This is a genomic window from Sphingobium sp. MI1205 (assembly GCF_001563285.1).
GTDB lineage: Bacteria > Pseudomonadota > Alphaproteobacteria > Sphingomonadales > Sphingomonadaceae > Sphingobium.
In genome coordinates, this window is the sequence record NZ_CP005188.1 from 702284 (window position 1) to 728862 (window position 26579).

Annotated in this window: 23 protein-coding genes; 15 read left to right on the forward strand and 8 right to left on the reverse strand. The window is 61.5% G+C overall.

Annotation, left to right across the window (positions count from 1 at the left end):
• Positions 1–11 precede the first annotated feature (11 nt).
• From K663_RS03425 to K663_RS03445, 5 genes are all read left to right on the forward strand, one after another.
• Positions 12–935, forward strand: a complete 924-nt coding sequence (locus tag K663_RS03425; protein WP_062114082.1) for an enoyl-CoA hydratase-related protein — start codon at positions 12–14, stop codon at positions 933–935.
• A 302-nt stretch (positions 936–1237) separates the two neighbouring features.
• Positions 1238–2263, forward strand: coding sequence for an AraC family transcriptional regulator (locus K663_RS03430; RefSeq protein WP_062114085.1), 1026 nt, complete (start codon positions 1238–1240; stop codon positions 2261–2263).
• 121 nt (positions 2264–2384) lie between these two features.
• Entirely contained in the window at positions 2385–3182 is a 798-nt protein-coding gene (locus tag K663_RS03435; protein ID WP_062114088.1) for a hypothetical protein, read from the forward strand.
• Positions 3175–3750 (forward strand): cytochrome c oxidase subunit 3, encoded by a 576-nt coding sequence (locus K663_RS03440; RefSeq protein WP_063619026.1) that lies wholly within the window; start codon positions 3175–3177, stop codon positions 3748–3750. The genes K663_RS03435 and K663_RS03440 overlap by 8 nt, the downstream gene beginning before the upstream one ends.
• Positions 3747–3995: a cytochrome C oxidase subunit IV family protein gene (locus K663_RS03445; RefSeq protein ID WP_062114091.1), complete on the forward strand. Its 249-nt coding sequence runs from the start codon at positions 3747–3749 to the stop codon at positions 3993–3995. The genes K663_RS03440 and K663_RS03445 overlap by 4 nt, the downstream gene beginning before the upstream one ends.
• Positions 3996–4038: 43 nt before the next feature.
• Here the strand turns inward: K663_RS03445 and K663_RS03450 are convergent, their stop codons facing one another.
• The 3 genes from K663_RS03450 to K663_RS03460 all read right to left on the reverse strand — a co-directional run bounded on the left by K663_RS03450 (position 4039) and on the right by K663_RS03460 (position 7564).
• Positions 4039–4806 carry an SDR family NAD(P)-dependent oxidoreductase gene (locus K663_RS03450; RefSeq protein WP_062114094.1) on the reverse strand — a complete coding sequence of 256 codons (768 nt, stop codon included), beginning with the start codon at positions 4804–4806 and terminating at the stop codon, positions 4039–4041.
• Positions 4806–5237: an ester cyclase gene (locus K663_RS03455; RefSeq protein ID WP_062114097.1), complete on the reverse strand. Its 432-nt coding sequence runs from the start codon at positions 5235–5237 to the stop codon at positions 4806–4808. Before K663_RS03455 ends, K663_RS03450 begins: the two co-directional genes overlap by 1 nt.
• Before the next feature lie 62 nt (positions 5238–5299).
• On the reverse strand, positions 5300–7564 hold the full coding sequence (locus tag K663_RS03460; protein WP_062114100.1) for a TonB-dependent receptor: 2265 nt from the start codon (positions 7562–7564) through the stop codon (positions 5300–5302).
• A 347-nt stretch (positions 7565–7911) separates the two neighbouring features.
• On the opposite strand from K663_RS03460, the gene K663_RS03465 reads away from it, so the two are divergent.
• The 10 genes from K663_RS03465 to K663_RS03510 all read left to right on the forward strand — a co-directional run bounded on the left by K663_RS03465 (position 7912) and on the right by K663_RS03510 (position 19166).
• On the forward strand, positions 7912–8346 hold the full coding sequence (locus K663_RS03465) for an ester cyclase (RefSeq protein ID WP_145902223.1): 435 nt from the start codon (positions 7912–7914) through the stop codon (positions 8344–8346).
• Positions 8347–8352: 6 nt separating this feature from the next.
• Positions 8353–9549 (forward strand): cytochrome P450, encoded by a 1197-nt coding sequence (locus tag K663_RS03470; protein WP_062114106.1) that lies wholly within the window; start codon positions 8353–8355, stop codon positions 9547–9549.
• Positions 9546–10961 carry an FAD-binding oxidoreductase gene (locus K663_RS03475; protein ID WP_062114109.1) on the forward strand — a complete coding sequence of 472 codons (1416 nt, stop codon included), beginning with the start codon at positions 9546–9548 and terminating at the stop codon, positions 10959–10961. The genes K663_RS03470 and K663_RS03475 overlap by 4 nt, the downstream gene beginning before the upstream one ends.
• 145 nt (positions 10962–11106) lie before the next feature.
• Positions 11107–11412: a Rieske (2Fe-2S) protein gene (locus K663_RS03480; protein WP_062114111.1), complete on the forward strand. Its 306-nt coding sequence runs from the start codon at positions 11107–11109 to the stop codon at positions 11410–11412.
• Between the two features lies 1 nt (position 11413).
• The gene (locus K663_RS03485; protein ID WP_062114113.1) at positions 11414–12139 is read left to right on the forward strand and encodes a glutathione S-transferase family protein; all 726 of its coding nucleotides are present in this window, start codon (positions 11414–11416) and stop codon (positions 12137–12139) included.
• Entirely contained in the window at positions 12132–15620 is a 3489-nt protein-coding gene (locus tag K663_RS03490; RefSeq protein WP_062114116.1) for an indolepyruvate ferredoxin oxidoreductase family protein, read from the forward strand. Before K663_RS03485 ends, K663_RS03490 begins: the two co-directional genes overlap by 8 nt.
• Before the next feature lie 45 nt (positions 15621–15665).
• Positions 15666–17078: an aldehyde dehydrogenase family protein gene (locus tag K663_RS03495; protein WP_062114118.1), complete on the forward strand. Its 1413-nt coding sequence runs from the start codon at positions 15666–15668 to the stop codon at positions 17076–17078.
• Positions 17075–17863 carry an SDR family oxidoreductase gene (locus K663_RS03500; RefSeq protein ID WP_062114121.1) on the forward strand — a complete coding sequence of 263 codons (789 nt, stop codon included), beginning with the start codon at positions 17075–17077 and terminating at the stop codon, positions 17861–17863. The genes K663_RS03495 and K663_RS03500 overlap by 4 nt, the downstream gene beginning before the upstream one ends.
• On the forward strand, positions 17851–18393 hold the full coding sequence (locus K663_RS03505; RefSeq protein ID WP_062114126.1) for a nuclear transport factor 2 family protein: 543 nt from the start codon (positions 17851–17853) through the stop codon (positions 18391–18393). The genes K663_RS03500 and K663_RS03505 overlap by 13 nt, the downstream gene beginning before the upstream one ends.
• The gene (locus tag K663_RS03510; protein WP_062114129.1) at positions 18393–19166 is read left to right on the forward strand and encodes an EthD domain-containing protein; all 774 of its coding nucleotides are present in this window, start codon (positions 18393–18395) and stop codon (positions 19164–19166) included. Before K663_RS03505 ends, K663_RS03510 begins: the two co-directional genes overlap by 1 nt.
• 230 nt (positions 19167–19396) lie before the next feature.
• Here K663_RS03510 and K663_RS03515 read toward each other — a convergent pair whose 3' ends face one another.
• From K663_RS03515 to K663_RS03535, 5 genes are all read right to left on the reverse strand, one after another.
• Positions 19397–21502, reverse strand: a complete 2106-nt coding sequence (locus K663_RS03515) for a phosphocholine-specific phospholipase C (RefSeq protein ID WP_062114132.1) — start codon at positions 21500–21502, stop codon at positions 19397–19399.
• Positions 21503–21528: 26 nt separating this feature from the next.
• Complete coding sequence (phnE, locus tag K663_RS03520) at positions 21529–22530, reverse strand: phosphonate ABC transporter, permease protein PhnE (RefSeq protein WP_062114135.1); 1002 nt, start codon at positions 22528–22530, stop codon at positions 21529–21531.
• On the reverse strand, positions 22527–23294 hold the full coding sequence (gene phnC, locus K663_RS03525) for a phosphonate ABC transporter ATP-binding protein (protein WP_062114138.1): 768 nt from the start codon (positions 23292–23294) through the stop codon (positions 22527–22529). Before phnC ends, phnE begins: the two co-directional genes overlap by 4 nt.
• Positions 23294–24217: a phosphate/phosphite/phosphonate ABC transporter substrate-binding protein gene (locus K663_RS03530; RefSeq protein WP_062114142.1), complete on the reverse strand. Its 924-nt coding sequence runs from the start codon at positions 24215–24217 to the stop codon at positions 23294–23296. The genes phnC and K663_RS03530 overlap by 1 nt, the downstream gene beginning before the upstream one ends.
• 91 nt (positions 24218–24308) lie before the next feature.
• The gene (locus K663_RS03535; protein WP_062120252.1) at positions 24309–26519 is read right to left on the reverse strand and encodes a TonB-dependent receptor plug domain-containing protein; all 2211 of its coding nucleotides are present in this window, start codon (positions 26517–26519) and stop codon (positions 24309–24311) included.
• Between the last annotated feature and the right edge of the window lie 60 nt (positions 26520–26579).

Consider the following 26579-nt stretch of genomic DNA (forward strand, 5'->3'; position numbering starts at 1 on the left):
AGGGACAAGATATGGAAAATTTCACCTTGCAAGTTGGTGCTGACGGCATTGCCGTCGTCACCTTCGACATGCCCGGCCGCTCGATGAACACGATCAGCCACGCGGTGCAACGGGATTTGGCCCTGGTGGCCCAAACCATCCAGCAGGATCAGCGGATTGTCGGAGCCATTTTCTGCTCGGGCAAGAGCAGCGGCTTCTGCGCGGGTGCGGACCTGAATGAACTGCAAGCTGATATCGCAAGGTGGCGTAAAGCGAAGACGCAGGAAGAATTACGGGCTGCCCTGATGGAAGCCAGCCAGTTCAGCGGCCGCATTCGCGACCTCGAAACCGTCGGCAAGCCTCTTGTCGCGATGATCAGTGGCGTGGCGCTCGGCGGCGGGCTAGAACTGGCACTGGGTTGCCACTTCCGGATTGCTGTGGAAGACGAAGGGCTGCAGTTGGGTCTGCCGGAAGCGACTCTTGGCCTGATGCCGGGCGCAGGTGGCACGCAACGATTGCTGCGTCTGGCCGGCTTGAATGCTTCGCTACCCTATATTCTTGACGGCAAGCCTATGGAGATTGACGATGCGCTCGCGCTCGGCGTGATCAACGAAAAGGCGAGCCGAGAACAGGCCTTCGATCGAGCCCGGCAATGGATAGCCGAGGTCGGCCACTCTTCAGCGCCCTGGGACGAGAAGGGCTTCCGCCTCCCGCAGGGGGGACCTCACACGGCGGCGGCCTACGCTATTTTCGGCCCCGCGCTTGCCGCGCGGCGAGGAGCCGAGCGGACGAATGAGGCGGACGGGAACATATTGAAGGCCATCTATGAAGGTTCACAGGTGCCGATTGATGCCGCGTTGCGGATCGAGAGCCGCTATTTCCTCAACACCTTGCGAACCGCAGCAGCCGCTCAAAAAGTCGCGGCATTCCTGAACCGTAAAAAGGCGCCTGCCTGATGAGTGTGATCAGAATTCGCGCGGCGATGAAGGAAAGGCAATTGTCGAGATCGACGAAGCAGGATCGTCGGGTCGTACATCCGATAGATAGCGCGGTTCAGTGGAGCTTGTTCCATCGCTTCGGCGCTGGCGAAAGTGACGGCTGAAATCCTCACAGCCCATAAACACTACCGGCGAAGGCCTCTCCGGTCTCATCCGGCTCCGCCCCCCTCCCGCATTTTCGATGTGCCGCGGCCACATAGATTTGCATTTCGTCTTAGTTCTATGCATCATGACAGAACGGACGAGGGGAGGGATGAAGCGTGCAGACCGGCCTCTCGGCTTGGATACTGGCGATCGTGAAGGCGCTTGAAGATGCCGCTGTTGATCCAGCAGTGCTGATGAGCGGCATTGGCATGGATCCCAGCCGTGTGGGCGACCTTACTCATCGATATTCACAAGATCAGGTGACCAGCCTGTGGATCGCAGCAGTCGAAGCGACCGGCGACGCCAATTTCGGATTGAAAGTCGCGCGCCATATCCGGCCCTCGACCTTCCACGTCGTTGGCTATGCCATGTCGTGCAGCGCCACCCTGCGCCGTGCGGCCGAGCGATTTGCTCATTCCGCGCGCCTTATTTCAGACTCCGCGGCGGTATCCTTCGAACGGGAAGGGGACGGGTACAGGTTTTCGGTCGACCTCAATACCGGTGGTCGCCCGCCCATCTACCAAACGATCGACACCATGCTGGCGGGATTCTTCCTGCTGTGCGAATGGATCCTGTCGGCGCCGATCACGCCGATTGAGGTGACGTTCCGCCATCGCAAGCCGATAGACGACACACCGTATCATGATGTCTTCCGCTGCCCCATTCGCTATGGCCAGTCGATCAACAGCATCTTCTTTCCGGCGGAGGTGCTGGAAAGGCGCGTCCCCTCGGCGAACGAGGAACTGGCGACGATGCTGGACGAAATGGCGGCCAAATATCTGGTCTTCCGGTTCGCTAACCGCTTTTCACGCAAAGTGCGGGATGCGCTCGTCGGGCAGTTGGCCAATGGTGAGCCCAGCAAACAGGAAACCGCTCGCCTGCTGGCCATGACCGACCGCACGCTGCTGCGCCGTCTGCGTGAGGAGAATACGACCTTCCAAGAGGTGCTGGACCGGCTGCGTGAAGAGCTGGCTTATGACTATCTGCGCCGTCCGGAGCTGACGGTGGAGAATATCGCCTATCTACTGGGGTTTTCGAGTAGCAGCACTTTTTCTCGCGCTTTCATGCGCTGGACGGCCCAGCGGCCGAGTGCATGGCGGGAAGCACGTTCTATCGAGGATCGCAGCCTCGTCGAGCACTGACCCGACTGCAACTTTGGCACGATAAGTCTGCGGGCGGCATTCTGGGCCATCGCCCAAAGCCGAGCCTCTGCCTAACTTCTCCCTGATCCGGCAGTCGACCGGCATATGGGAGTGGGATTTGATGGTGGCATTTGGAGCAGGCAGCGCATCGGCCGACCACTCCGAAATCGAATCTACGGGAGCCTATCGGGTCGCACAGGTTCCCAACCCGTTGCGTTATGTGCGCTTCTGCCTCTGGATGGGCCCTGCGCTGCTCGTCCTCCTCATCGTCTTCTTCGCGCTGCTTGGGCGTAACATCCCTCCTTATTCGGCAGCATTGTCGGCCGACGAAATCGCGGCGCATTTTCGGGAGCACACGACCTCGGCACGGATCGGCATGACCGGCATGATGGTTTCAGGTGTGCTCTATCTCGTCTGGGGCATGGGCATTACCAAGGTGATGGAAGCGGCCGAACGCGACAATGACCTGATGTCACGCCTGCAGCTGTGGGGCGCGGGTTTCACGACGCTGGTTCTGGTGTTTCCGCCCGCCTTCTGGCTGGCCGCCGCCTTCCGCCCGGAGACTGATCCGCTGATCCTGATGATGCTCTATGACACCGGCTGGATCATGTTCGACATGGCGTTCTCACTGACCATGCTTCAGATCACGGCCTTCGCGCTGTGCTTCCTCAACGATGGCCGTGTCGTGCCGCTCATCCCGAAACCCGTTTGCTGGTTTGCCATCTGGGTGGCGGTTGCCTTCATGGGCTTCTGCTTCCTGCCCTTCTTCCGAGATGGTCCTTTCTCGCGCAGTGGCTTCTTCAATTATTGGGTGGAATTCTCGCTCTTTTTCTGGGCGATGCTGATCCTGTCGATCTTCACGCTCCGCGCGCTCACCCGCCTGGAACAGGAAGCCGGGAGCGCGTTTCCGCATGGTTGATACAGCCTCGCACCGCCCCCGGCCGGTTCCGGGCATATTGACCTTCATCGCGGCCGATACGGCCAACTTCATTCTCTTCTTCGGCTATTTCATGGTTGAGCGTGTGGCGCAGCCCGACTTGTTCGCGCAGTCAGCGAAGATGCTCGACAGCCGCTTGGGATTGTTGAACACCGCCATTTTGATCACCAGCGGCTGGCTAGTGGCACTGGCGGTGGAAGCGGCCCGGATGGGGGATATGAGCAGGGTGCGCCGGCATCTGCTGTCCGCGATCGGCATCGGCCTGCTGTTCGGGATCGTCAAGACGGTCGAATATGCCGACAAGATCTCCCATGGCCTGACACCGCAGACCAACGCCTTCTTCGGCTTTTATTATGTGTTCACCGGCATTCATCTGCTCCATTATGCTATCGGCATCGCCCTGCTCGGCGCGACCCTCGTCAAGGCGCGGTCCAGCCGAGCTCGGCCGGGATTTCTAGCCTGGATCGAGGCATGCGGACTGTTTTGGCACATGGTGGATCTTCTATGGGTGTTCCTGTTCGCGATGCTCTATTTGCAAGGTGTGGGATGATAGGCAGACTTGGGAACACGACGGTCTGGGCATTGCTGATGCTGGCAACGCTGGCTGGGTTCAGCGGCGCGGGCGCCCATGGCTGGGGCTTTGCGCTCGTGATGCTCGCGGCCATGGCCAAGGCCCAGCTGATCGTGCGCCAATATATGGATCTGCGCTCAGCCCCACTGGCCTGGCGGCTCGTCTTCGACGGGCTCGTGGGCGCGAGCGGCCTCACCATATTGGGACTGCACGCCCTGGCATGAGCGCCGCGCCGCACCGACGGGACCGGCACGACACCTGGCCTGTTCAGCCGGAGGTCGACAGCGCCAGTTCGATACCCTTGACCGAGGTGCCGGTGCTCCAGCCCCCGTCCACTAAAAGTGTTTGACCGGTGACATAGCTCGCATCGTCGCTTGCCATGAAATGGACGGCCGCCGCCAGTTCCTCAGGTCGGCCGATCCGGCCCAGCAGCGTGAACACATTGGCGTTGCGCGTCACCATGTCGGGTGCTTCGTCCATCGCCATCGGCGTGTCGATGATCCCTGGCGCCACGCAGTTCACCCGGATGCCCCGCGGGCCGTATTCGACAGCCGCGGTCTGAGTCAGCGAAATGATTCCCGCCTTGGTCGCTGCATATTCGCCCCATTGCAGGAAGCCCCGCGTTGCCGTGATTGACGAGATGTTGACGATGGCGCCACCTGCCCCCATACGCGCGGCCGCTTCCTTTATCCCCATCTGGACGCCCAATATATGGACGCGCCAGAAACGCTCCGAACGCGCTTCGTCGGCGTTGGCGATAGGCGCAGCGGCGGCGATGCCGGCATTATTGACCAATATGTCGAGCTTGCCGAAGCGCGACACTGCTTCCTCACATAGAGCCGCCGTCTCGGACGGCTGGCCGACATCGGTGGGGCGGAAGGCGCAGCCCCATTCCTCGGCTTGCGCCTGCGTCTGCGCGTTGATGTCCGCCACCAGAACCTCCGCGCCGGCTGCGCGAAAGCGGCGGGCGATAGCAGCACCGATGCCCGATCCTGCGCCGGTGACGATTGCGGCCTTGCCGGTCAGGTCGAACATCAATGAAACTCCACTTCTATAGGAGCCTGAAGGCCCAGCTGGCGCATCAGCGCGGCGGTGTCCCACAGGCTGCGCTCCAATATGATCTTGCCATCCTTGAAGGCATGGATGGTCATGCCTTGTACGCAAGTGGTCTTGCCGGCGGCGGGTAAGCCCATAAAGTCGGACCTGTGATGGATTTCCCATGTCCATTCAAGGCAGCCGCCTCTCTCGTCGCCATGATAGCGGACGGCGTTGAAATAGTGACATGACCTTTCCGGATCGGAATTTTCGAACGTCGTAAACCAGCGACGCAACTTGGCACGATCATTGTCGATCCGGACGCCGAAGTTCAGATCTTCATATTCAAATTGTTCAGGATAATTGGCCATCAGCTCTTCCAGCCGATTGTCGAACTGTTCCAGCCAATCCTGTTCCCATTCCAGATTCATGTCGTGCCTCCACCGGTAACAAAAAAAAGGCCCGGCGGAGTGCCGGGCCCAAGGGGAGAGGTTCAGAAATTCATGCGGGCTTCCAGGCCGTAGCTGCGGGTCGGGCCGCGATAATTGACGGTGAAGACCGACAGCAGCGGCACGACTTCCTGAAAGTACTTTTTATTGGTGAGATTATCTCCAAAGGCCGAGATTTCCCAGCCATGGACACTCTTGAGCGACAGGCGTGCCTTGAGCAGGGTCAATGGATCGCGCCTGGTGCCGGGGAAATTGTCGACGTCCCACCAGATCGAGCCATAGCGGTTCATCTCAACGCGCGGCACCAGCCTCAGGTCCTCAGTAAGGTCGATATTCTGGCTTGCGCCAAGATTCAGCGTATATTTGAATGCGCCCGGAGCGACATTACCGACCGCTGCCGGATTGCCCGCGAAGGCGGCAACCCGCCCGTGAGTGTAGCCATAGCCGCCAAAAAGATGCAGGCCCATCGGTAGTTGTGCGTCGAAGTCGATGTCGAAGCCCTTGAGCTTCACCTTGTCGATGCTGACAGTCGTCTGCAAACCTGCCGACGGCTGGAACTGGAATTGCTGCGCGCCGGAGATGTCGGTTTTGAAGACGGCGGCGTTGATCGACAGGCGACGATTGAAGAAGCGTGCCTTCGCGCCGATCTCATAGGATGTCGATACTTCCTTGTTATAGAGATCCTGCACATAGATGTTGGCCGCGTTGCCTCCAGCGGCGGCAATCAGTGCCTGGCGGGACCCGATGGGATTGAAGCCGCCCGATTTGAACCCCTTGCCATAGCTGGCATAAACGCTGGCGGTCGGAGCAAGGTCATAGGACAGGCTTGCCTTGGGTTCGAACTGCTTGAAGGTTCGCGATAACTTGCAATCATCGAACGCGGTACCCTGCGCCACGCAATTGTTATAGCTGACGCCGGTTAGCGGATTGATGGCGGGCGACGCGGCTTCGCGGATGGACCGCTTTTCCGTGTCATAGCGACCCGCTAGATTGATGTGAAACTGGTCGGTGACGTCGAACTGCAGACTGGCGAAGGGCGCATAGCTGGTCGTACGATAGAGCGGATTGCTGTGGGACACCGTCGTCGCTGGATCGATCGTGTCGCGATCGGCCGGCAGGGAGCCATTGACGTCAAGCCCGATCTTGCTGGTCTGGTCCCGTTCGAACCGCAGGATGTAGAAGCCCAGCTGCCACCGGAAGCGGTTGGCACTGTCTGACGTCAGGCGGACTTCCTGCGAATAGTTGGTGTCGCTGTACGTATATTGCTGGACAGTGCCGCCACCGGCGAGTCCCGTATCCTGCGGGATATAGGGCGGGCTGTCGCTGCCGAAATATTGGTTGAGATGATTATAGGAGGAAATCGACGTGAACTTGGCCCACCCCATGTCATATTCGGCCTTGAACGTCACATCGACGAACTTTTCGCTGAATGCGCCGGTAACGTTGGATACGAAAGGCATGTCGGTGTTATTGGCGTCCAGTGCGGTCCCGGGAAAGCCGCCGATCGGCAGGCCGACAAATTGCGCGTTATAGGCACTGCCGCCACCCTTGGAACGCAGCGCCGTCACCTTGAAATCGGCTGTGAACGGTCCGTCATTGTCATAGACCAGTCGTGCGCGGCCGCTGCTGTTCTGGAAGCGCTGGACCTTCTCTCCCGTGGTGATGTTGGTGAAGGGGCCGTCCGTGTCGCGGAAGGCGCCAGCGACGCTGAAGCCCAGCCCCTGCGCGAGCGGACCGCTGACTGATGCGCTGGCTCTGGCGGTGTTGAAGTTGCCATAGGCGGCGACGACATTGCCTTCGAACGTGTCGCCTGGCTTCTTGGTCGTGATGACAATGGCGCCGGCGGCGGCGTTGCGGCCGTAGAGCGCGCTTTGCGGCCCCTTGAGGACTTCGATCTGCTGGATACCGAACAGATCCTGGTTGAACGGCTTGACGCTCGACAGAGTGACGCCGTCGATTACGATCGCCACGTTCGGATCAGAATTGCGGACCGACGTCTGGCCTCGAATGTTGATGTAGGCCTCGCCGGCATTGTCCTCGACGAAGGTGACATTGGGCGTAGAAGCCAGAAAGTCAGCCGGTCGGGTGATGCCGCGTTCCGCGATTGCGGCTTCGGTAACGACACTGACGGAGATGGGAACCTTGACGAGATTCTCGTTTCGCTTGGTCGCGGTAACGACAATGTCATCGAGCGTATTGGTGCGGGGCTGGGACTGTTGCTCGGGCGCAGGCTCCTGGGCCATGGCGGGCAGGCCTAGGGCCACCGACATGATGAGGCTTGCAAGCGGCATATTGATGATAGCCTTCAAAGCGTCTCTCCTTCCTGATGTGACGCCGATCGATGCGGCGCTCTGTGAACTTGACTTCGGAATTGCCTCTTAAAGACAGCGACACCAGAGAAAAGAGAATGCCCCAGCGTGACAGGTGATGACCTAGCGGGACAATAGACGACAAGGAATAGCGGCGGTTTTCCGCCATTTTGCAATGCGTCAAAAACCCTTGTGAGAAAAAGTTGCCCTGATTTTGGCACGAAAAGTACATTGCCCGTGCGATTGGCCATGGCTGGTTGCGACGGGTGCATTATCACATAGCTAACGGGCGCGCCGCATGACTAACTACAAAGGTGCAGGGCCGCCGCGCCGCAAAGGAGAGAGGTATGAACAAGGATTGGGCGCAGTATTGGATCGGCCTGTTCGCCGATGGGACCGACGAGCTGATGACGCTCTACAATCCACAGTTCGAGTTCGAAGACGTCAATTTCGATCTTCAGATCAACAACGATCTTCCGGCGCTGCGTCGATTCTTCGAAGGATTCATTATCGAGGATGCAAGCCAGAGCTATAACAAGTTTGACGTATTCGACTATGTTGGCGACGATCGGCTTGGGTCCTTTCAATGGACCTGGGAAACCAAGCATGCCGGCGATTTCCTGGGCGTCCCTGCGAAGGGCAAGATCACCAAGACCCGGGGCGTGACCGTGATGGGCTGGGACGAGGCCGGTAAGATCGTGCTGGAGCGCAGCATTTGGGACGCGGTCCCGGTTTTTCAGCAGCTGGGCGTCGTTCCGATGTTCGGCGCCAATCAGGTTTGAACCGATATGAGCTATAATCCTCTGGACCCGGCGGTCACCGCCAACCCTTATCCCCATTATGCCAAGCTGCGGGCGGAAGAGCCGGTCAAATGGCTGGACATGATGCAGGGCTTCGCCGTTTCTCGGTGGGACGATGTCGAGGAAGTGCTGGGCGACGGCAAAACCTTTTCCTCGGCGCAGTTCTGGCCGGCATTGCTCGGCGAATATGATCCGGTGCCGGAAGTGCAGCCGATGATCTCGCTCGATCCGCCAGGCCATGTCCGTATCCGCAAGCTCGCCAACAAGGCCTTCGTTCCCAGCCGTGTCGGCGCGTTGCAGGACCGCATCCGCACCGTGACGCATGAGCTAATCGATGGCATCTTTGCGCGACACGGCAAAGAGGGCGAATTTGATTTCGTCTGGGAGTTCTCCGGCCTCTTCCCGGTCAGCGTCATTGCCGAGGTGCTGGGCGTCGATATCGAACGCCGCGTTGATTTCAAACGGTGGGTGGACGATCTCTTGGCAGCTGGAAACCGCGCGGCCTACGGTCCTGAGCGGCTTGCGGAAATCGACAGCAGCTCGCGATCGATCCGTGCCTATTTCGAGCAGGTCTATGACGAGCGATCGGCAAATCCTGGCGACGACCTTATCAGCGGCTTCATCCAGGCGGAGGTTAATGGCGAGCGGCTGAGTCGCAGCGAAGTGCTGAACATGGCGATTTTGCTGTTGATCGGCGGGGTGGAGACGACCACCAACCTGCTCGGCATCACCTTCGCGCATTTCAAGACCCATCCCGAGATCGCGGCCGCTATTTGGGCCGATCCCACCAGGATTCCTCTTCTGCTGGAGGAAATGTTGCGGTTCGATGGGCCGGTGCAGATGCTGTTCCGGCACACGACCCGTGATACCGAACTGGCAGGTGTCGCCATTCCCAAGGGCTCGCTAGTGCTTCCGCTGTTGGGATCGGCCAATCATGATGAGCGCAAGTTCGACCGTTCTGAGGAACTGGTTCTGGACCGAGATCCCAAGGAGATCATGTCCTTCGGCCAAGGGCCGCATTTCTGCCTCGGCTCCTATCTTTCGCGTATGGAGGCCCGGAGCGCACTGGAGATCCTGACCTCGCGCTTCGAGAGTCTCGAGGCGGTCAGCGACACGGTCAAATGGTCGGATTCCTACTTTGCGCGCGGTCCGAAAACACTGCCAGTCAGGTTCAAGGCCCGATGAGTGACAGTCGTTCGAGCGCCGACGCGCCATCGTCCGCATTGATCGACCAGCTCCACGCAATTCTGGGTGAGGGCGGTGTGCTGACCGGGGCGGATGTTTCCGGCCGCCATCCCGGCTATTTCATGACAAAGGTCGAGGCGAACGTCCTGTTGCGGCCTGAAACGACCGAGCAGGTGTCACAGATCATGGCGCTGTGCCATGCGGCCGGCCAGCCAGTGGTGATACAGGGCGGAATGTCCGGCTGGGTCCGCGCGACCCAGACGCAGCCCGGCGAGGTCATCCTGTCGCTCGAGCGGATGAACCGGATCGAGAGCGTCGATCCGGCGAACCGCACCGCCATCGTGCAGGCCGGCGTCATCCTGGAACATTTCCAAGACCATCTGGAGGAGCATGGTCTCAGCTTTCCGCTGGACCTAGGCGGGCGCGGATCATGCCAGCTCGGCGGCAACGCGGCGACGAACGCCGGAGGAATGCGCGTCATCCGCTATGGCATGATGCGCGAGCAGGTGCTGGGGATGGAAGTGGTGCTGGCGGACGGCCGGGTACTGTCTTCCATGAACCAGATGATCAAGAACAATACCGGCTATGACCTCAAGCAGCTGTTCATCGGCAGCGAGGGCACGCTGGGCGTGATCACCCGCCTTGTCCTGCGCCTCAGGGAGCGCCCGGTCAGCAGCAATACGGCGCTGGTTTGCGCCGACAGTTTCGATCGCATCGCCCAATTGCTGCGGTATGTCGACGGCGCCCTGGGTGGCCTGCTCAGCGCCTTTGAGCTGGTCGATAACAGCTTCTATCGCGTCAACACTGGTGAGGGGCGCCATGCGCCGCCGCTGGGATCGGACAAGCCCTATTACGCGATGATAGAGGCGCTTGGTTCCGATCATGAACGCGACCGCGACCTGTTCGAAGCCGTGCTGGCCGATGCGGCGGAAAAAGGGCTATTCGACGATGCCATTGTCGCGCGATCGGAAAAGGACCGCGCCGCCATCTGGGGCATCAGGGAGGATTTGGAGCATATCGTCCATGACTTCCAGCCCTTCTATGCCTTCGACGTCAGCCTGCCAGTCGGCGAGATGGAGGCTTATATGGCAGAGGTCAGGCGGCGGCTGAAGGCGATCTGGCCCGATGGCGGCATCGCCTTCCTCGGTCATGTGGGTGACGGCAATCTGCACATCGCCATCGGGGCGGGCACCCCGCAGGACCGGGAGCGGGTCGAGAGTTGCGTCTATGAACCGCTCCGTCCCATCAGCGGCTCGGTATCGGCCGAACATGGCATCGGCCTGGAGAAGAAGCGCTGGCTGCCGATCACCCGCAACGTCCTGGAGCGGGGCCTGATGCGCGACATCAAGCATATGCTGGACCCCAAGGGGATACTCAATCCGGGCAAGATCTTCGCTGAGGAGAATGGGTGAGTCTGCGCACCAATGCGCGGCGTGAGGCGCCAAACCGCCCGCGTCCCGTTTGACTGGAAAATGGCATGGCCCGCCCTGCTTTGTTGGCCCAGAATGCCTTAAGACAAGCGCAGCCCCCGATGTGCGAAGGGGCATGGGAGTGGATATGATGAAAGTTGGTGAATATTCGGAGTTGACGGCGGACAAGCCGCTCCGCGCGTCGCTGGGATCGGAAAAGATCCTTGTGTTCCTGGTGAACGGCTCGCCGGTCGCGACGCAGGCACGCTGTCCTCACGCGCATGGTCCGCTACACCAAGGCGAAATATGCGGCACAGTGCTGACTTGTCCGTGGCATGGCTGGAGTTTCGACCTGGTCACCGGTCAATGCGAGGAAGACCCCGATCTGCTGCTCAAACGCTACGAGGTGAAGGTGGAGGGCAATGACATCCTGGTGGCTGAGGCTGCGGAATGACATGACCGGTCCATCGTCCCATCCTGCGTCCACAAGCCTGGCTCTGCACGGCTATCCGGTCAGCAACTATTTCAATGCGGCACGCGCGGCGTTGATCGAGAAAGGCGCGGTGTTCACGGTCGTTCCGACCCGCGCGAGCCAGGACGATGCGTTTCTGAAGTTAAGCGCGATGGGCAAGATACCGTTCCTGCAGACGCCCGATGGCTGCATAGCGGAGACAGTGGCGATCCTCGAATATATCGAGGAGGCCGTCCCCGGCATTCCGCTATATCCCGCGACACCCTTCGAAAGGGCCCGAGCGCGTCAGATCGTCAACATCGTGCAGGTCTATGTCGAGGCGCCGCTGCGCTCGCTCTTTCCCGGCATCTTCATGGGCGGCGTGAACGCGCCCGAGACGATCGCCGCCGCCCAGCCGGTTGTCGAGCGCGCGATGCGGGCGCTGGGTCAGCTGGTCACGTTGAACCCCTATTTGCTGGGTGCGCAACTGACCCATGCCGATCTGTTCGCCTTCTACACCTTCGACATCGGGGAACGGGTTGCGCGCTTCACCTGGGACATGTCGCTGCTGGACCGGGTGGAGGGCCTTCGCGACTGGTTCGATGCGATGGCCGACCGGCCGAGCAGCCGAACCGTGCTCGCCGATTTTGACACCGCCTTTGCTGCCTACCTCCGCGACAAGGCGGCTGCCTGGCAAGAGCCGGAGCTGAAAGAGACCCATCATGCGTGACGTGAAACTGGACGATAAATATACGGTCGATAATGGCCGCGTGATCATGAGCGGCACCCATGCACTGATCCGCGTGCCGCTGCTGCAGAAGGAGATCGACGTGCGTGCCGGCCTCAATACCGCCGGCTTTATTTCGGGTTATCGCGGCTCGCCGCTGGGCACTTATGATCTTGAGCTGTGGCGGGCGAAGGACCTGCTCCAAAGCCATGACATATTGTTCCAGCCCGGCGTGAACGAGGATCTCGCAGCGACCGCGGTGTGGGGCACGCAAATGCTGGCGACGACGCCCAAGGCCAATCGCGACGGCGTGTTCGCCATCTGGTACGGGAAGGGGCCGGGCGTCGATCGTTCGGGCGATCCGTTCAAACATGGCAATATTGCGGGCACCAACCCCCATGGCGGGGTGCTGATCGTCGCGGGCGACGACCATTCGGGCAAATCCTCGACCGTGGCGCACCAGAGCGAGATGGCGCTGATGCATGCGGGCATGCCGATCCTGGCGCCGTCAGATGTGCAGGATGTCATCGACTTGGGGCTGCTGGGCTTTGCCATGTCGCGCTATACCGGCCTCTATACCGGTTTGAAGCTGACCAACGAGACGCTTGAGCAGACGATGACAGTCGATGTCGGGCTGGACGGCAAGGAGCCGATCTGCCCGGATCGCGGCCCGGCGCCGGCCAATGGCTTCCACAACTATCCCACCCATCTCGACCGCATCGGCTCGGAGATCGTGCTGAAGCGCTATCGCTGGCCGTTGATCGGCAAGTTCGTGCGCGCCAATGGAATCGATCGGACGTTGATCGATGCGCCGCAGCGGCGACTGGGCATCGTGTCCACCGGCAAGGCGGTGCAGGATGTGCGGCAGGCGCTCAAGATGCTGGGGCTGGACAGGGAAGCCGCCGCGGCGCTCGGCGTGTCCTTCTATAAGCTCGGCTGCATGTATCCGGTCGAGCGCGAAGGTCTTGCGGAGTTCGCCGCTCGGCAAGGCGAACTGCTCTTCATCGAGGAGAAGGACCCGCTGGTCGAGAACCAGGCGAAGGCGATCCTTTACGGGCGGCCAGAGATGCCGCGCATCGTCGGCAAGGTCGACGAGAACGGCGTGTCGATGATCCCGGCGGACGAGCAGTTGGAACCGGTACAGCTGGCGATTGTCATCGCCGAGCGGCTGCGGCGTTTGGGCGTGACCGATGAACGGCTGGAAGCCCGCGCCCAGCGCCTTTCGCGACAGCTGGAAACGGTCGCGGCGCTCAAGCCCGCCGATGCGGCGCGCTCGCCCTATTTTTGTTCGGGCTGCCCGCACAATACCGGCACGCGCTTTCCCGAAGGCTCCATCGCAGCGGGCGGCATTGGCTGCCATGCCATGGCGATGTATTCCGGCCCGGAGATGCTTCCCAATACCCAGATGGGTGGGGAGGGAGCGCATTGGTACAGCCTCGCCTATTTCAGCGACATGAACCACATTTTCCAGAATATGGGGGATGGCACCTACTATCATAGCGGCCTCCTCGCAGTGCGGGGCGCGGTCGCGGCGAAGGTCAACATGACCTTCAAGATCCTGTTCAACGATGCCGTCGCGATGACCGGCGGCCAGCCGGTGGATGGGCCGCTGACGCCGGGTGATATCACCCGGCAGGTTCTGGCCGAAGGAGCGGCGCGCTGCGTCGTCGTGACTGACCGCCCCGAACTTTACGATGCGCAAAGCGGACTTGGCCCCGGCGTCACCGTGCACCATCGCGACACTTATGACGCTGTGCAGAAGGAATTGCGCGACGTCCCGGGCGTCACCGTCATCGTCTATGAGCAGACCTGCGCGGCGGAAAAGCGGCGCCGCCGCAAGCGCGGCAAGTTCCCCGATCCTGCCAAACGCATGTTCATCAATTCCGCGGTCTGCGAAGGCTGCGGCGACTGTTCGGTCCAGTCAAACTGCGTCAGCGTGTGGCCCAAGGAAACCGAACTGGGGCGCAAGCGGCAAATCGACCAGTCGAACTGCAACAAGGATTATAGCTGTGTGAAGGGCTTTTGCCCCAGCTTCGTGACCGTGCTGGACGCAGAGCCGCGCAAACCGCAAAAGGCGCAGCTCGCCAGCGAGACCGACATCGAGCTGCCCGCGCCTGCGCTCGTTCCGCTGAAAGGCGGCGCCTACAACATCATGGTGTCGGGCATCGGCGGGACCGGCGTAGTCACCATTGGCGCGCTGCTCGCCATGGCGGCGCATCTGGAGGGCAAGTCGACATCGGTGTTCGACATGACCGGGCTCAGCCAGAAGAACGGCGCGGTGTTCAGCCATGTCCGCATCGCCGCGCAGAATGAGGATCTCGGCGCGCAGAAGCTGGGCATCGGCGAGGCGGATCTCGCTCTTGCCTTCGATGCGGTGGCCGCCCTCGCCAAGGAGCCAGCTATCACGCTGGATGGCGAGCGGACGAAGACGGTCGTCAACGCGCGGGTCACGCCAACGCCGGCCTTTCAGCGCAATCCAGACCTGACGCTGGACCAGGGGCTGCTGGTGCGGCGGCTGGGCAAGATGTCGGCAGAACTGCAAAGCGTTGACGCCACTGGGCTGGGTCTAGCGCTGCTGGGCGATACCATCGCGGCCAATCTGTTCATGCTGGGCTATGCGAGCCAGCTCGGCCTGCTTCCGGTCTCTCCGCAAGCGATCGAGCGGGCGGTGGAGATCAACGGCGTCGCGATCCCGTTCAACAAGGCGGCCTTCTTCCTGGGACGGCTGCAGGCGGTCGATCCGCAAAGGATCGAGAAGGCGGTGGTGAGCCATGTGCAGGAGATCGAGTTCCAGCCGCTCACCAAGCTTGACGACATCGTGGCGCATCGCACGAAGCTGCTGACCGATTATCAGAATGCTGCCTGGGCGCAGCGCTACCGCGATCTGGTCGATGTGGTGGCAAAGGCGGAGCAGCGGGTCACGCCGGGCAAGGACGTCCTGTCGGTGATGGTGGCGCGCAACTTCGCCAAGCTCATGAGCTACAAGGATGAATATGAGGTGGCCCGGCTGCACAGCGACCCGGCGTTCAAGCAGCAGCTCAAGGAGACGTTCGAGGATGGCGCGAAACTGCGCTACAATCTGGCGCCGCCGCTCTTCTCGAAGCGCGATCCCGAGACAGGTCATCTCCAGAAGCGCGAGTTCGGGCCTTGGGTCGGCCACGCCTTCAACCTTCTGGCGAAGCTCAAAGGATTGCGGGGTACCGCCTTTGACGTCTTCGGCTATACCGAGGAACGCAAGATGGAGCGTCGGCTGATCGACCATTATGAAGCGCAGATGCAGATGGTCGCTCAGCGCCTGACCGCGCACAACCATGCCGCAGCGGTCGAACTCGCGTCGCTCCCCGCGCAGATCCGCGGATACGGCCATGTCAAGGAAGCCAATGTCGAAAAGGTCAGGGCGCTGGAACCGGCGATCCTAAAGAAGTTTGCCGAGGCGGATGCCGCCGCAGCCGAATCGCGGGCTCCCCTGCTCCAAAATGCCTGATGCTTCCAAACGACAAAAACACGAATATCGGAGAGGTAGGAAAACATGGTCAAGATGCTGATCGATGGAGCGTTGGTCGATACCGCGCGGAAGATGGATGTCATTGATCCCACTGACGAGAGCGTTGTTGCGCAGGTGCCCGATGCCGGGACGGCGGAGGTGGATCAGGCGGTCGCCGCCGCGAAGCGTGCCTATCCTGCTTGGCGCGACGCGACGCCCGATGAACGAGGCGCCGCATTGACCGCCATGGCGAAGGTCATTGCCGATAATGTCGACGAACTAGCCCAACTGCTGATCCAGGAGACGGGTCGCCCGCTGGCGCTGGCGCAGTTCGAGATCGCCCACTTGGCCGTAGGCTATCTCAACTATTATGCGGGTCTGCGGATCGAGCCTGAAATACTGGTCGAGGACGAAATGCGCCGGGTTGAACTGCACCGCAAGTCGCTCGGCGTCGTTGCGGCCGTTGTCCCGTGGAACGCCCCGGTCTTCATCGCCTGCAACAAGATCGCGCCCGCTTTGGCCGCCGGCAATACGATCGTCGTCAAAACCGCGCCGTCAACACCACTCACCACCTTGCGGCTGGGCGAGTTGATCAGGGAGGTCGTTCCCGCCGGCGTCGTCAACATTCTGTCGGGCGGGAATGAGGCGGGCGCGCATCTCGTTTCCCATCCCGACGTTGCCAAGGTGACCTTCACCGGATCGACCGCCACCGGTCGCAGGATCATGGAGGCGGCCTCACCCACGCTCAAGCGTGTCACGCTGGAACTGGGTGGCAACGATGCGGCGATCGTGCTGCCCGACGCCGATGTGAAGGCGATCGCGCCCGCGATTTTCGCCTTCGCCTTTTTCAACAGTGGCCAGGTCTGCGCAATCATCAAGCGGCTTTATGTTCACGATAGCCTGTATGACGCGATGTGCGCGGAGATCGCCGCCTATGCCGCAGCATCGAAGGTCGCGGGCGGCCGCGATCCGGAGGCGCAGTTCGGGCCGGTCCAGAACAAGGCGCAATACGACAAGGTCCTGGACTATCTGGCGGGTGCCAGAGCCAGCGGCACGATCATCGCCGGTGGGGAATTGCCGGCGGGGCCGGGATATTTCGTACCGCTGACGGTTGTGCGGGACGTTGCGGATGGCGATCCGATTGTCGATGAGGAACCCTTCGGCCCGATACTGCCGATCATCCGCTACAGCGACATCGACGATGTGATCGAACGGGCCAATGCCTCTTCCTTCGCGCTGGGAGGCTCGATTTGGTCGAGCGACCCCGAAGCGGCGGCGAAGATTGCGCTGCGGCTCGAGAGCGGCAGCGTTTGGGTAAATCAGCATTGCGCGCTCGATCCGGCGGTGCCCTTCCCGGCGAACAAGCAGTCGGGTTTTGGCGTCGAGGGCGGGCTGGAAGGGCTCTATCCCTATACCGCGCTACAGACCCTCAACATCGCCAAGCCGGTCGCGGCATGAGCATCCTTGAATCTCTCTTTTCCGTCGCGGGCAAGACCGCTGTCGTCACCGGCGGCGCCAAGGGCGTCGGCGCGATGATAAGCCGCACGCTGGTCGAGGCGGGTGCCAACGTGCTGATCGTCGGGCGTGGGGCGGAGGTGGGTGCGGCATTCGCCGAGAGCCTTGAAGGCCCGGGCAAGGCGTTTTTCCTTTCCCATGATCTGGGCACCACGGCGGGCGTGGAGGCGGCGGCGGCGGACATTGCCGGGCGCATCCCCGCGCTGAACATCCTCGTCAACAATGCCGGAATGTTCAGCGCCGGCCCGATAGAGGATGCCAGCGCCGACCAGTGGGACCGCGAGATGGGGCTGAACCTGCGCGCCCCTTTTTTCCTGGCTCAGGCATTGTTGCCCGAACTCAAGGCGGCGGCAAGCCCTGGTGATCCCGCGCGGATCATCTCCATCGGCTCGATCGGCGCGCTCTGGGGGCGCAGCAGCAATGGCGCCTATGCCTATGGGGCGAGCAAGGCCGCGATCCATCAACTCACCCGAATGATGGCGTCGGACCTGACGGCCCAGGGAATCACCGTCAACGCGATCGCGCCCGGCTTCTTCCCCAGTGACATGACCGACGGCTTCTTCGCCGCGGTGCCGGGCCTCAAGGATCAGGTGATCGCGGGCATTCCTGCCGGGCGGCTGGGTTCTGCGGAAGATGTCGGCGGCGCTGTTCTGTTCCTTGCCTCTCGCGCGGGCGCCTATGTCTCGGGCACGGTGCTGCCGGTGGAGGGTGCGCTATGGCAGGCGTGACAGCGGAGCAGGCAGCCTGGCGGTTCGAGATCATGGATGTCATTCACCGTTATTGCCACGCGGTGGACCGCCGCCGTTGGAGCCTGATGGACAGCGTTTTTCATGAGGATGCCACCTATAAATTCTTCTCGATTGAAGGCACATGGCGTGATTTCGTAGCGCAAGCGAAGGCGCTGATCGATCCGATCGGGCCGACCCATCATCAGGTGAGCAATATCACAGTCCGCTTCCACGGAGACACAGCCTGGGCCGAGACCTATCTGCGTGCTTTCCACCAGGTGCCGCCGGACTATCCCCCCTGGACTGTCTTTTCCCTTGCAGGCGGCGGGGTCATCCTGATCGGGGGGCGCTATATTGATCGGTTTGAACGCCGCGCGGGCGAATGGCGCGTCGCACACCGGCACGGGCTGCTGGACTGGCGACAGGACCACGCCAATGTCGACGGCGGACTGGCCGCCACGCCGCTCGAATGGCGCGGTCGGTTCGGGGATGCCGATCCGTCACGGCCGGTGATGGAGGGATGGCTTTGATGGCGCAGCCGACCACGATCGCGCTGCTTGAGCGGAAAGCCGACATTTCGCGGGATCTCTTCTCACGTTATTGGCGTGACGTTCATGGGGTGATGGCCGCGCGGATACCGGGCTTCGATTCCTACACGCAGCATCATGTGACCCCATTGGAGGATCTGGGATCGGCGATCGTCGAGCCGTTCGAAGGGATAGCGGTCGTTACGTTCGCCAAGCCGGAAGACCGGGCGGGCCTGATCCACAGCGCGGTGACGAAACATATCCATCGTGACGAGCAGAATGTCTTTCGCAGGGCCTTGCTCTATAATCTGGAGGCGGACGCAACGGTGATCGCGGGTCAAGCCGACTATTCGGCGCTCGCCAGCTATTTTCTCGTGCTGCCAGTAGGTGTGGATGGCGGCGCGCTTGTGCAGAATCTGATGCGCGCCGGCGCCGCGACGGTCGCGGTCCATGACCTCACCGGCGCCGATCCGGGCGGCTGGAACGATACCGACGTGGAGGAAGGCGGCGCGAGCCGGCTATTCGGCGCGGTCGTGCAGTGCTGGTGGCCCAACCCGGGGTTGGCTCGCACCGCGCTGGCTGGTGTCGTTCAGGCCAGCGATGGCCAGATCGCCTGCTATCGAACTGACGACCGCTATCCCATGGTGGAGCAGCAGCGTCCGACGCTGATCGGCTTGCGCGGGCTCGACGCTGTCCGCACGATCAGGGAAGCGAACGCGGTCAACCAGTCCGATCCGGAAGTGCTGCGCGCAATCTATGGCGATGTGGCGGGGTGATGGCCGCGTGATCGACTCGTGCCCCAAGCTGAGTAGATGCTACCGATCTATCAAGCGATATACACCGGCGCCCTTTTCTCGACATGTGCACGAAGCGCCTCTTTATGGTTATGATGCCCAGTCCGCCGTTTCGACCGAGATCGAGATGTGCACCTCCGACCTTTAGGTCGATCAGGAAAAGAGGGCTGGCCGATTTCTCGGTCGGCCCTCTTTTCCTTACCTACTCGGCTTCAGGCCCGCATGAGTGGGTCGCTGATGCCGTGGCGTCCGGTTTCGACCCGCCCGGCAAGGCGGATGTCCATGCCCGCCATAGCGACGGTCAGATCATACCAGTTTTCGCTTTTCGCCACCGGCCAGCGTTCGTTCGTGCTGCTGCCGCCCACCACCGTAATAGCCCGATCGGTCTGGACGCCATAGGCATCCTTACCAAGAGTGACGCTGACGGGTGTCGATCCAGCCGATGCAAGGCGCAGGCGCATGGCCTTGCCCGCCGCATCATAACGGGCGGTGAGCACGGGCGCGGCGGCGGCTTGCAGCAGATCGCCGGTGAAGCCCCGCACGAAGCCGTTGGGGCCAAGCACGACGAGGTCGAAGCGGCCGTCGGCGTCAGCGGCCCATTGATCGTTCAGCGATTTACCCGCTTCCACGGTATAACGGCGCGGGATCTGATCCAGCCTATGCTTGTCATAGACATGGAAAACCGCACCCGCCCTGCCTTCATTGGCAAATGTCAGAACCAGCGCATCCTTCATCGCGACGGCATCAACGTGGAGGATATAAGGCAGGGCGCGTGAGCGGCGGATGCCTGCTTCCTGATACATGTCCTGCGGCGCGCGCGGCGGCAGGGCCTTGGGGCGGGTCATATGATCGGCCAGGATCGCGCTGGCGGCGCTGACATCGGGCAGCGTGGGGAAACCGCTATCGCCGTTCTGGCTGAAATCGAAGCAGCTGGTAAGGTCGCCACAGACGGCGCGATGCCATGGGCTGATGCCGGGGATCGTCACTCCGAAACGCTTTTCGAGGAACTGGCCGACCGAGGTGTGATCGAATATCTCGCTATTGACCCAGCCACCCCGGCTCCATGGCGAAACCACATACATGGGCACGCGCGGACCGAGGCCCCACGGGCGCGTCGTGCCGCTCACATCGTCATCGCGCGATGTATATTTGTCCTCATGGTCGTCGAAATAGGCACCCGCCAGATCGAGCGTCGCCTTGCCCGCCATCGTGCCGTCGCGATTATAGGAAGGCGGCGCGGGCGGCGGCACATGGTCGAACAGCCCATCATTTTCGTCGAACGTCTGAAAGAAGACGGTCTGGCTCCACAGGTCCGGGTTGGCGGTGAGCGCGTCCAGAACTTCCGCCGTGAAGGCTGCGCCTTCGATCGGGGTCGAAGCGCTGGGATGTTCCGATCGCTCTTTGGGTGGCAATATCCATGACACGGCAGGCAGGGTGCCGTCCTTCACATCCCTGGCGAATTGTTCGAGCGAAAATGCGCTCATGCCGCGCTGGTAGAGGCCGGATTGTGGCTTGGCATCGCGGAACCCCTTGAAGGCCAGGCCGCCGTGCATCGCCCCGGTCCAATTGTCATTGGGATCCTGATAGATGCGCCAGTCTATTCCGGCAGCCTCCAGCACTTCGGGGATGGTCGCCCATTCCAGTGCGTTTCCAGCGTAGGTATAGCCCGGTTCGGGCAGTGCGCCCTTGATCCAGCAACGTAAATTATTCGGCTCCGAATGCGTATCCCGGCAATTCACGCCCTGCGCGGCGACCTTGGGGTCGAAGCTGGAGCCGGACCAGAAAACGATGCGATTGGGGTCGGTGCCGCTGGTCACCGAACAGTGATAGGCGTCGCAAATGGTAAATGCTTCAGCGAGCGCGAACTGGAAGGGGATATCCTGCCGCTTGTAATAGCCCATCGAATAATCGGTCTTATATTTGGGCCACAGGCCGAATTTGCCCTGATTCCAGGCGGCCTGCGCGTCTGAAAAGCTGTGCGGCGTACCAGGAACCTTAAGCGCGTTGGTCCGCTCCGTATCCAGATGGAAGGGCGGCAGGTCGCGCGCGCCGTTGGATTGCCACCAGACCGGGCGATTGTCGGGCAGGGGGATGGGATGGCGATCGCCAAAACCCCGCACCCCTTTGAGCGTGCCGAAATAATGATCGAACGACCGGTTTTCCTGCATCAGGATGACGATATGCTTCACGTCCTTGATCGTGCCGGTCACGCGCTTGGGCGCGATGGCCAGCGCCCGCCCGATGCTGCCCGGTATGGCCGCCATGGTCCCCGCCACGCTGGCGGTCTTGAGGAAATCGCGTCTGTTCTTCAGGGACATGGCCGCTCCGATCAATAGGATGGGGGTTACAAGAGGGATTTGCGCAGCCGTCCGGCGCTGCGATCCAGCAGCAGGACGACGATGAAGATGGCGATCAGGATCGTGCCGACATGGCCATATTCATACATGTCGTAGCGGCCCTTGAGTTCCTGACCGATGCCCCCTGCACCCACCAGCCCGATGACGGTCGCCATGCGGACATTCCGGTCCAGGATGTAGAGCGTGTAGGCGATATATTGGGGCAGCACCTGGGGCAGGATGGCATAGCGCCACATCAGCATCTTGCCCGCGCCGATGGCGGTCAGGGCTTCCTGCGGCCGGGGGTCGGCATTTTCGGCATCGTCGGCATAGAATTTACCCAGGAACCCGGCGCCGTAGAGGCCGAGCGCCAATATGCCCGCGATCGGGCCGAAACCGTAAGCAATGACGAGAAACAGGGCGCTGACCAGTTCGGGAATGGCCCGGCAAAAGCCGATGATGCCGCGCGCCACCATGCGGATGACCGCGAACCGCATCATGTTGCGTGCGCTCAGCAACGCCAGGGGAAAGCCGATGAGGATGGCGACGATCGTACCCCAGAGCGCGATTTCCAGCGTCTCCAGCATCTTGGCCGCGACCAGCCAGACATAGCCGAGCGGTTGCACCAGATAGGTCGTGCGGACCGGACGGCTTTCCATCCGCATCGTTTGCGGATTGATCGTTTCGGCGCGGCGTTCGACGACCTCGACATGGGACAGGAATGGCAGGTCGGTTGGATCGAAACCTTCGATTCGGCTGACCTCCTGCCGTTCGGAAAGCTGGATGGGGACGAGCTGGCCGATGGCGTTGCCAAGGCCGTCGGCGACCTGCGATTGGTCGGCCAGGCCGAATTGCACGGCAACGGCCTGCGTCGTCATCATCACCATCCGGCCGATTTCGACGCGCTGGCCCGTGTACCAGAGCAGAAGGGCCGAGCCGATCAGCGCCAGGATCGTGCCGCTGCCATAGGGGCGCGGGTAGGACCAGCGGGTGCGCGCCTGCGCGGTCATGCCAGCACCGCCTGGACCGGGGCGGCCGCATCCTGCTTTGCGTAGATGCGCTTGGCATCATACTCGTCGAACATGGCGGGCGGCCCGTCGAACACGACCCGGCCAGCCTGCAAAGCGACGATCCGGTCGGCATATTGGCGCGCCAGATCGACCTGATGCAGGCTGCACAGCACGGTCGCGCCGCGTTCGCGCGCCTGTGTCCGCAATAGATCCAGCACCTCGCGGCTTAGCCGAGGGTCGAGGCTGGCGACCGGTTCGTCGGCCAGGATGATGGCGGGGTCCAGCATGAAGGCACGCGCGATGCCGACGCGCTGCTGCTGGCCACCCGACAGACGATCGGCACGGCGGGCAAGATGCGCTTCGTCCAGACCGACAGCCGCGATGAGGGCACAGGCCTTGTCCTGCAACGCTGGGGTATAAAAGCCCGACAACGCCCGCCAAAAGGGCATGGCAGGCACCGCGCCCGCTATGACATTGGTCGCGACGCTGGCCCTGGCGGTCAGTCCATAATGCTGGTGAACCATGCCGATCCGACGACGCAAGAAGGGCAGGGTCTTGCGATCGACCGGCTTGCCGCCCACGACCACGCGACCACCCGTTATGGCGGACAAGCCATTGACGGTGCGCAGCAGGGTGGACTTTCCGGCACCCGAATGGCCCAGCACGACACAAAATTGCCCCTCCAGAACCGTGAAGGACACATCATCCAGCGCGCATGTGCCGTCGGGATAATGAACGGTGGTGCTATCGAAACGAATATCCATTATCGTTGCGCTGATTTCTTGAGGATTTCCGCCTTCAGCGCATCGCTGACCATCGCCATCTTCTGCGCGGCGGGAGTGAATTTGGCGGCGGGGAAATGGGCGTCATAGCCATCGACCTGCCCCCCGCCATAGCCCCGGATCATCTCTGGCGTGATGCCCGGTTCATGGGCGATATTCTGGAACGCGGATTGCAGCTGGTTGCGGGTAGCGACCGGCAGCTTGCTGTTCACGACCAAGGGCGGGTAGGGAATGGGATCGCTGCGCGCGATGATCTTCACGTCGCGAACACCCGGCACATTCTCCCGCACCGCCTTTTCATAGCTTTCAAAGGAGAGGGCGGCGACGTCGACCTGCCCCTGCAACAAGGCGGCGAGGCTGCTGGCATGGCTGCCGGTCAGGCGAACCTCTTTCAAATCCTTGGCCGGATCGATCCCCGCATCCATCAACATGGTCATCGGGAAAATGAAGGAAGAGGTCGAATTGACGTCGCCAAAGGCCACGCGCTTGCCACGCACGTCGGCGGCGGTGGCAATGGCGGCGTCCTTGTTCGCGAACAACCCGGCATAATAGACTGAGGCATCGGATTTGACGGCCACCGCCAGCAATTCGGCGCAACCGCGATCCTTCGCTTGCAGATAGGTGACGGGGCCGACAAAGGCGATGTCGGCCGCGCCGTTGCACATCCCCTCGACCACCGCGCCATAGGATTGTGCGACCTTCAGGTCGAAGGTCAGTCCGGTGTTACGGGACACGGCATTGAAGATCGGCTGGTAATCCGCCAGCGTGCCGTTTTCCGTGCCGCCATCGGCGGGAATGAGCAGAACGTGCAACGGCTCTGTCTTTTGATTTTGTCGGGTCGCCCAGAACAGGCCGACCCCGCCCGCCATCAGCACCAAAACCGCCGCTATCATCCACCGTTTCATATGCACACCCTTCCTATCCCGCTCAGCCGGAGCGGCGGACGGGATAGGCGTGGGCTGTGACATGGCGGTGAATGCGCTTCCATGCGGGCGATCAGAAGCTGGTGGTGAAGGAGGCATAGACCGCGCGGGGCTTGCCCTCGAATTCATAGCCGTAGAAATAGGCGTCGCTGTTCGCCGCAATTTCGCCGCGCAGGAACGCCGAACTGAAGCGCATATTGCCGTAACCATAGCGTTCGGCATATTTGGTGTTGGTGATGTTGACGACGCGAAGCTGGAAGCGATGCTGCCGCTCGTCGCCCGCCCAATAGGCGATCGACCCGTTCATGACGAAATAATTGCCGAAATTGTTGCGGAACCGGGCGGCCATGCTGCCATCGGGTTGGCGGACGTTGCCGCCGCCCGTCGCATATTCCGGCCCCTGATAGCGCGGCAGCAAGGTGACATGGAACCGATCATTCGCGCTGTGCCAGGCCACATTGCCGGTGATCATATATTCCGGCGTCTCGTTGATCTGGAGATCGGTGCCCGCGAGGCGCGCCCGCTGTTTCGTGTAGTTGATGTTGGCCGTGAACTGCTTGCCCAGGATGAAATCCACGTCCGCCGTGATGCCCCGGATTTCGGTGACGGCGCTGTTGTTGAACCAAGTGTTGGGCGTCAGGCCGGACGTGCCCTGGATACGATTGCTGATGTCGGTGCGGAACGCGCCAACCTCTGCATTGATCTGCAAGGCCCCGAAGGCTTTGCTGAACCCGACCGCGCCATTATAGGTCTCGGTCGTTTCGGTCTGCAGGTTCGGATTGCCGACCTGGGTCGGACTGACCGAGAAGAGTTCGTTGGTACGCGGCAGGCTGTATGATGTGCCGCCGTTGCCGCGAATGTAGAAGGGGCCGACCGGCTGGCGGAAGCCGAATTTCCAGATGGTCTTGGAATCGAAGCTCTTGGCAAAGTCGGTGCGGACCGCGAGCGAAATCTTCGTATCGGGGCTGAAGGGAATGACCGGCCGCGCGTCCAGATAGAGACCCGTGATCGTCGTCGAGGCATCGCCGACCGGGAAGACCGGATCGGAGTCATCCTTGTAGGATACGACCTGTACCCCCGCGACGAACTCCACCAGCTTGGGGAAGGTGAAGGTGTTGCGGAAATTCAGACCGCGCTCCTGAAAGCCGCCGACCTTGGAGTCCGCACCAAAACCCTTGTTGGGATAGGAGGTCGACCGGCCCGTGGCGTCGCCGAAGCGGATCGGCTGGCCCTTCACATCCACGCAACCGGCGCGGTTTGTGCAGGTTTCGGCGAAGGTTTCGGTATTGTTGAGCCTTGGGTTGCTCCAATAGCCGGTCAGTTCGGTGTAGATCGCATCGGACCAGCGCCGGTCGATCGAAAAATCAACGATCGGGTAGCGAACCCGGTTCGGCGAGAAGGTTTCATTGTCGGGGAACGGATCCTGAAATTCGATCTGGGTATATTGGCCGTTGAGCCGGAAATTCGTATCGTCGTCGATCTTCCAGAGATATTTAACGCCGATATTGTTGCGGTTGAGCGGGTATTTCTGGATGCCGCCAGCCTTGGCGACGTTGTCGACATAGCTTTCTGGCGCGAAAATGCGGGGGCCATCGGTCTGCTGGCTGCTGCCATAGACCATGACGCTGTGCCGTCCTTCGGCATCCAGCGCAAATTTGGCATTGCCCCACAATTCGCGGGAATTGAACTCGCCATAGCTTGCGCCCAGTTCCACCTTGTTGGTGCCATCGGGGCGCTTGGTGACCAGGCTGATGACGCCGATCCCGCCGTTCGATCCGAAGAACAGGCTGTTGCCGCCACGGAACACTTCGACCCGTTCGATCATGTGCGGGTCGATCGTTGTCGATCCCCAAATATCTTCCAAGGCGGGACCACGGTCGTAAAGCGGCACGCCATCGAGGACGACGAGCGTGTCGCGGTCGCCGCCGCCGTCCAGGCGAATGGTATATTCGCCCTCGTCCGGCGAATAGCCGATATTGGCGCCCTTGATGAGGAACTGGGCCAGTTCCGCGAAGTTGCTGGCACCGCTTGCGGCGATCGCTTCGGAACTGACGATCTGGATGTTGTTGCCAAAGGTGATGGCATCGGCCGCCACTTTGGTCGCTTCGGCGCGCTGGCCGGTCACGATGATCGACGAAGCAGCAGCCCCGGCTTCGGCGGCTGCTTCGGCAGCGGCGGGTGCCTGGGCGATGGCCATCGTCGGCAGCAGGCTGGCTCCCAGCAACAGGCCAAGATGCACCGCGCCAAAATTCGATCGGCCGCAAGGACGTGAATGCTTCACCATGACAATACCCCCAAAAATGTTCGGGTTGCGGGCCGCATCATGTCCGGGAACCGACTCGAT